The organism is Mycobacterium sp. (assembly GCF_049281135.1).
Taxonomy (GTDB): Bacteria; Actinomycetota; Actinomycetes; order Mycobacteriales; family Mycobacteriaceae; genus Mycobacterium.
This window is the reverse complement of sequence record NZ_JBAPRN010000283.1, coordinates 1-3,868: the sequence shown is the minus strand read 5'-3', so window position 1 is coordinate 3,868 and position 3,868 is coordinate 1. Positions and strand designations below refer to the sequence as shown.

At 67.2% G+C, this 3,868-nt stretch carries 3 protein-coding genes and 1 pseudogene; all 4 read left to right on the top strand.

Annotated features, from left to right (window positions below; genetic code table 11):
* Nucleotides 1-151: pseudogene (locus WAN02_RS11480) on the top strand (M56 family peptidase); the annotation flags it as partial.
* Nucleotides 152-268: 117 nt separating this feature from the next.
* Nucleotides 269-1,726, top strand: a complete 1,458-nt coding sequence (gene gndA / locus WAN02_RS11475) for an NADP-dependent phosphogluconate dehydrogenase (RefSeq protein WP_422264291.1) — start codon at nucleotides 269-271, stop codon at nucleotides 1,724-1,726.
* Nucleotides 1,727-1,762: 36 nt separating this feature from the next.
* Nucleotides 1,763-3,199, top strand: a complete 1,437-nt coding sequence (locus WAN02_RS11470) for a GuaB1 family IMP dehydrogenase-related protein (protein ID WP_422264289.1) — start codon at nucleotides 1,763-1,765, stop codon at nucleotides 3,197-3,199.
* A 184-nt stretch (nucleotides 3,200-3,383) separates the two neighbouring features.
* Nucleotides 3,384-3,868, top strand: a 485-nt coding sequence (locus WAN02_RS11465; RefSeq protein ID WP_422264288.1) for a CNNM domain-containing protein, incomplete at its 3' end; no start/stop codon positions are given.

Sequence of the window (3,868 nt, the reverse complement as noted above, 5' to 3'; positions counted from 1 at the left end):
GTTGCGGGTCCGACGGCTGTCCGGCAGCGGCAACAGCCTGTGGGTGTCGACAGCGGCGTACCTCGCAGCCGCGGCCGTGCTCATCGTGCCCACCGTGGCGTTGGCTATCCCCTGGCTCACCGAACTGCACCGGCTGTTCACCGCTGCCTAACCCGGCGACCGGGCAATCACCTCGCTTTGGCGATACTTTGCAGATACCTGAATCCCGCTGTGCCACAGTGTTCGGAGCGGGGCGTTGGATGGCAGTCACGAAACGAGAGGCGTACACATGAGCTCGTCGGATTCAAAGACCGGGACCGCGCAGATCGGCGTCACCGGCCTGGCGGTGATGGGCTCGAACCTCGCCCGCAACTTCGCCCACCACGGCTACACCGTGGCGCTGCACAACCGTTCGATCGCCAAGACCGACGCGCTGCTCAAAGAGCACGGCGACGAGGGCAAATTCGTCCGGTCGGAGACCATCGAGGAATTCCTGGACGCCTTGGAGAAGCCGCGGCGGGTGATCATCATGGTCAAGGCCGGTGACCCGACCGACGCCGTCATCAACGAGCTCGCCGACGCGATGGAAGACGGCGACATCATCATCGACGGCGGCAATGCGCTGTACACCGACACCATCCGCCGCGAAAAGGCCATCCGTGAACGCGGTCTGCACTTCGTGGGCGCGGGCATCTCCGGCGGTGAGGAGGGCGCACTGAACGGCCCGTCGATCATGCCGGGCGGTCCGGCCGAGTCGTACAAGTCGCTGGGCCCGCTGCTCGAGGAGATCTCCGCGCATGTCGACGGCGTGCCGTGCTGCACCCACGTCGGCCCGGACGGCGCCGGTCACTTCGTCAAAATGGTGCACAACGGCATCGAGTACTCCGACATGCAGCTGATCGGCGAGGCCTACCAGTTGCTGCGCGACGGCCTCGGCAAGACCGCACCCGAGATCGCGGACGTCTTCGCCGAATGGAACAAGGGCGATCTGGACAGCTTCCTCATCGAGATCACCGCGGAGGTCTTGCGTCAGGCTGACGCCAAGACCGGCAAGCCGCTGGTCGACGTCATCCTCGACGAGGCCGAGCAGAAGGGCACCGGCCGCTGGACGGTGAAGTCCGCGCTTGACCTCGGTGTGCCGGTGACCGGCATCGCCGAAGCGGTCTTCGCCCGCGCGTTGTCGGGATCGGTGGCCCAGCGCAAGGCCACCACCGGACTGGCCTCGGGTGACCTCGGCGAGAAGCCAACGGACGCTGCGCGGTTCATCGACGACGTCAGCAAGGCCTTGTACGCCTCCAAGATCATCGCCTATGCCCAGGGCTTCAACCAGATTCAGGCCGGCAGCGCCGAGTACAACTGGGGCATCAAGCCCGGTGAGATGGCCACCATCTGGCGCGGCGGCTGCATCATCAGGGCCAAATTCCTCAACCGGATCAAGGAAGCGTTCGACGAGGACGCCGACCTGCCGTCGCTGATTGTCGCGTCGTACTTCCGCACCGCCATCGAGGAAGCCATCGACAGCTGGCGACGCGTCGTGGTGAAGGCCACCGAACTCGGCATCCCGATCCCCGGCTTCTCCTCGGCGCTGTCGTACTACGACGCGCTACGCACCGAGCGACTGCCCGCCGCGCTCACCCAGGGTCTGCGTGACTTCTTCGGAGCGCACACCTACGGTCGCATCGACGACGATCCCGACAAACGCTTCCACACCCTCTGGAGCGGCGACCGCAGCGAAGTCCCCGCCTAGCCCCCATCACCGCGCCAAGGGGGATAATCGGGGGCGATGAGGTTTCTGGAGGGGCACCGTCCCGCGTACGACCTGACCTACAACGACGTCTTCATCGTGCCGAGCCACTCGGATGTGGCGTCACGCTTCGACGTCGACTTGTCCAGCAACGACGGCTCCGGTACCACCATCCCGGTGGTGGTGGCCAACATGACCGCGGTCGCGGGCCGGCGAATGGCTGAGACGGTGGCCCGCCGAGGCGGGATTGTGGTTCTGCCGCAAGACCTTCCGATCGCCGCGCTGCAGCAGACGGTGGATTTCGTCAAAAGCCGCGACCTGGTCGTCGACACCCCGGTGACGTTGGCGCCGGATGATTCGGTGTCCGACGCGCTGGCGCTGATCTCCAAGCGCGCACACGGGGCCGCGGTCGTCGCATTCGAGGGACGGCCGATCGGACTGGTCACCGAGTCGTGCTGCGACGGAGTCGATCGTTTCGCACGAGTTCGCGACATCGCGATCACCGACTTCGTCAAAGCCCCGGTGGGAACGAATCCGCGAGAAATCTTCGAACTTCTCGAGCACACCCCGGTCGATGTCGCGGTGTTGACCGGCGCCGACGGCACCGTGGCCGGTGTGCTGACCCGGACCGGTGCGATCCGGGCCGGCATCTACTCGCCGGCGGTCGACGCGAGGGGCCGACTGCGCATCGGCGCCGCGGTCGGGATCAACGGCGACGTGGCCACCAAGGCCCAGGCGCTGACCGAGGCCGGCGTCGACCTGGTGGTCGTCGACACCGCTCATGGGCATCAGGTGAAGGCGATGGACGCGATCAAGTCGATCGCGTCGCTCGACCTGGGTGTGCCATTGGTCGCCGGCAACGTGGTGTCGGCCGACGGCACCCGCGACCTGGTCAACGCCGGCGCGTCGATCGTCAAGGTCGGCGTGGGCCCGGGCGCGATGTGCACCACCCGCATGATGACCGGCGTCGGCCGGCCCCAGTTTTCCGCTGTCCTCGAATGTGCGTCGGCCGCAAAGCAACTCGGCGCCCAAGTGTGGGCTGACGGCGGGGTCCGTCATCCGCGCGACGTGGCCCTGGCGCTGGCGGCCGGCGCGTCCAACGTGATGATCGGATCCTGGTTCGCGGGCACCTACGAGTCCCCCGGCGACCTGTTGCGCGACCGCGACAACCGGCCGTACAAGGAGAGCTACGGCATGGCGTCCAAGCGCGCCGTGGTCGCCCGCACCGCGGGCGACAGCGCCTTCGAGCGGGCGCGCAAGGCGTTGTTCGAGGAAGGCATCTCGACATCGCGGATGGGGCTGGACCCGGCCCACGGTGGCGTCGAGGATCTGCTCGACCACATCACCTCCGGCGTGCGGAGCACCTGCACCTACGTCGGTGCGTCGACGCTGGCCGAGTTGCACGACCGGGTGGTTGTCGGTGTGCAGTCCGCAGCGGGCTTCGCCGAAGGCCATCCGCTGCCGCTCGGGTGGTAAACCGCAACGGCTGACGGGCGTGTCGACGCGGCAACGCGTGCTTGCGCGCGTCGCGTCTTCGCTACCATCAAAGGTCACATCATCCGTGGTTCGTCGAAGGAAGGGTCCCCGTGCCGCAGGCACCCGCGCCGTCCGGCGTGTGTGACGCCGACTCCGAGGAGCCTCCTTCTTGCAGGTGGCCTCGATGAATCTCGTCGTCACCCTGCTCAGCCTGCTGGCCATCGCGCTGCTCACCGCCGGCACCGCATTGTTCGTCGCGGCGGAGTTCTCGTTCACCACACTCGAGCGCAGCACGGTCGATGCCAACGCCCGCAACGGCCGCCGGCGCGACCGGTGGGTGCGCCGGGCTCACCACACCCTGTCGTTCCAGCTGTCCGGAGCGCAGCTGGGCATCTCGGTCACCACGCTGATCACCGGCTACCTGACCGAGCCACTGGTCGCCGAGCTGCCACACCCGGCGATGGACGCGCTCGGCGTGCCCGACCGCGTCGCCAACGCTCTCGTCGCCTTTGTGACGTTGCTGGTCGTCACGTCGCTGTCGATGATCTTCGGTGAGCTGGTCCCCAAGAATCTTGCAGTGGCGCGGCCACTGCAGACCGCACGCGCGGTTGCCGGGTTGCAGTTGCTGTTCTCCTGGCTGATGACGGGGCCGATTCGGTTGACCAACGG